This window comes from Vibrio sp. 1F263 (assembly GCF_041439035.1).
GTDB classification, from domain to species: Bacteria; Pseudomonadota; Gammaproteobacteria; order Enterobacterales; family Vibrionaceae; genus Vibrio; species Vibrio tasmaniensis_A.
In genome coordinates this window covers 1-2737 of record NZ_JBGONI010000099.1, presented here as the reverse complement: position 1 = coordinate 2737, position 2737 = coordinate 1, and the positions used below count along the sequence as shown (strand labels likewise).

Below are 2737 nucleotides of genomic sequence, written 5' to 3'. Positions count from 1 at the left end.
GATCTTATTCTTCGTGCTGAAGGATTAGAATGCGGTGTTCATGGCACGCTTACACTGTTAGAAGACGGTGTCATTGGTAAAATAGATGATATAACGGGCGCATCTACCCATATATTAAGCCTGTATGACAAACTATCTGACTCTAATCACTCTTCACCACTTCTACACTCTTATGCGACACAATCCGTCTCACATCATGAGACCTGCTTATTCGCAGCAGACACTATTGCTGCTCGGCTTGGTCACTCGAATACACAGTTCCCATTAGCAGAAGCACAACGTGATGCGCTTTCACATGCACTAACTATGTCAGACTCAGACATATTGGCAGTCAATGGCCCTTCCTCTATTAAAATGAGCAAGCTACCTAAACCAAGAGCAATTGCATTAAAAAAATTGCCTCAAATTACGCATAGCAAAAATGTCCGTACTCTAGTCAACAACGAACCGCCATATGGCTCTTATTTAAAACTATATCCAGAAACTGATTATAGTGTTTTAACTTCTGAATACGCGCGTTTCCAGAACTTTATAACAACAAATGCAAGTCAAACTGATTTACACAAAGAAAATATTTTGTTAACTGCTGGAGCTGTTGATGCTTTTAGACTAATTCTGGATACGTTCCTTGAACCTGCAATAGACAGTGTATGTATACCAATTCCTACATTTTTCGGGTTAATTCATTGGTCCGAAGTGCATGGACTAAATGTTGTAAAAACTACTTTAGAAAAACCTCATTACAATGAACTTAACTTAGACGTTATTCTAAATTCAAAGACAAAAGCAATAGTCTTATGCGATCCAAACAACCCAATTGGAACTCGACTTAGTCACCAACAAATTAAACTCCTTGCACATTGTTACCATGGCTTGGTTATTATTGACGAGGCGTATATTGAAATGTCTGAAGCCGAATCAAACGTTGCACTTTTAAAAGATTTAAAAAATGTAATGTTGATACGCACATTTTCCAAGGCGTTAGGATTAGCGGGTTTACGAGTTGGAGCTATTCTTTCTAACGAAGAAAATGTTCGGCATTTGAAGTCAATGCAAGAACCTTTTATTTTGTCCACACCAGTGATACAAGCGTTAAAACAAGAGCTTGCAGTTAATACACAAAGAGATGATATACAGCTATTCAAAGAGAGACGTGCAGAACTAATTATGATTTTAAAAACATTTAAAGGCATCAAGAGAGTATACGATAGCCATACTACGTTCATAACTATAGAATTATTCGAGTTAGAATCAATTGTTTCTGCATTGGAAAAACATGATATATCAGTGGTAATTGAACCTTCTGGTTTGAAAAACACTATTAGAATTTCACTATCTAATTACGATATTGTGAATAAAGTAGTCGGTATCTTGAAAAACTTAAATAGAATAGTGGAGGGACTATTATGATCGTTCTTTATTTTATAGTTCTATTGGGAGGCTTAGGGGTATCCTTGGTATATCCTATCCTAGCACCAATGGTGTTGGAGTCAGACGGCTTCTCTTTTATGTATTTTCAGTCAGTTAATAAAGAAACTGCATTTGGTATTTTATTAGTAAGTTATCCACTTGGTATTATCATTGGATCTCCCATTATTGGAAAACTCTCAGATAAGTATGGCAAGAGAATCCTACTAATGACGTCAATAGGGCTTTCAATCTTTGGTTATATCTTCTCGGCAATAACGATTATGATGAATAATTTTGAATTGTTTTTTCTGTCTCGAATTCTGTTGGGTATGTTCGAGGGAAAGATATCTTTGGCGAGAGCAATGGCAGCGGAGTTTGCTGAAAAAAATGACGTAATGGTCCCATTGTCCAAGGTAAATGCGGCTTCTTATACTGGCTTAATGTGTGGTCCCATAGTTGGGGGGCTACTTTACCCTTTTGGAGCCGAAGTAATCTTTTTATCTGTCAGTGTTGTATACTCTATTTCACTTGTAATTGTATACATGAAGTTGAATCTACCTGAACGGACGAATATCAATCAAAATGATGTTAAAACTAGTACTTCTCAGAAATCAGAATATATAAACCTTATGGGCGTACATCTATTGACTGGCATGGCAATTGGTACTGCGTACCATTTTCTGCCTGCTTGGATGACATTGACACTTAATTTTTCTCCAAGTGATATAGCTGAAATTAACGCTGTAATGACTATCATTATGATTTTTACAAGTGCTGTTCTAATACAACGTTTAGTTTCTATTTTTAGTTCATTGCAACTGTATATTTCCGCCTCCATATGTCTAATATGTATCTACTCTATTATGGCTTTATTTAATGATAAAATTTCACTTTTTCTATTTCTATTTTCTGGTTCATTCATTTCCATAATGTCTAGTTCCTATTCTTCTTTTGTGATTGGTAGACTGGGAAAGCAGAACTCTGGATTGCTATTTGGCCGACTTACCTCTTTGTCTAGCTTCGCTACAATCATTGCAGCAATCATTGCTTCTCAATTATTAGCCCTCGGTGCGAATATGCCAATTGCTATGGCAGCTTTTCTTATTTTTGTAGTTTTAATCTATTTTGTATTTAAATATAGAACCGTCATTCCGCACCCAATTCAGGAATTAAAATAGTGTGATTCAGCGATCGTTTACAGAAACCGGTCGCACTAACTACTTGACCGCGATCCCCAGTTTTGTCTATTACTGCTATTTAACGGTCGCTTATTAGGGCGTGTTGATCTTTGCTGTACATTTCGCGTTCAACAATACATCGGTAGCCA

The 2737-nt window shown here is 36.6% G+C and carries 2 protein-coding genes; both read left to right on the top strand.

Translation table 11 applies throughout. The annotated features are described in order from the left end of the window. The coding region (locus ACED25_RS23160) for an aminotransferase class I/II-fold pyridoxal phosphate-dependent enzyme (protein ID WP_371696238.1) at positions 1-1410 on the top strand (1410 nt) is incomplete at its 5' end. After that, the gene (locus ACED25_RS23155; RefSeq protein ID WP_371696237.1) at positions 1407-2588 is read left to right on the top strand and encodes an MFS transporter; all 1182 of its coding nucleotides are present in this window, start codon (positions 1407-1409) and stop codon (positions 2586-2588) included. The genes ACED25_RS23160 and ACED25_RS23155, both read left to right, overlap by 4 nt. The last annotated feature ends 149 nt before the right edge of the window (positions 2589-2737 follow it).

Bases quoted from the DNA above. Each gene is read 5' to 3' on its own strand.
- ACED25_RS23155 (WP_371696237.1), top strand. From the start codon at position 1,407: ATGATCGTTCTTTATTTTATAGTTCTATTGGGAGGCTTAGGGGTATCC.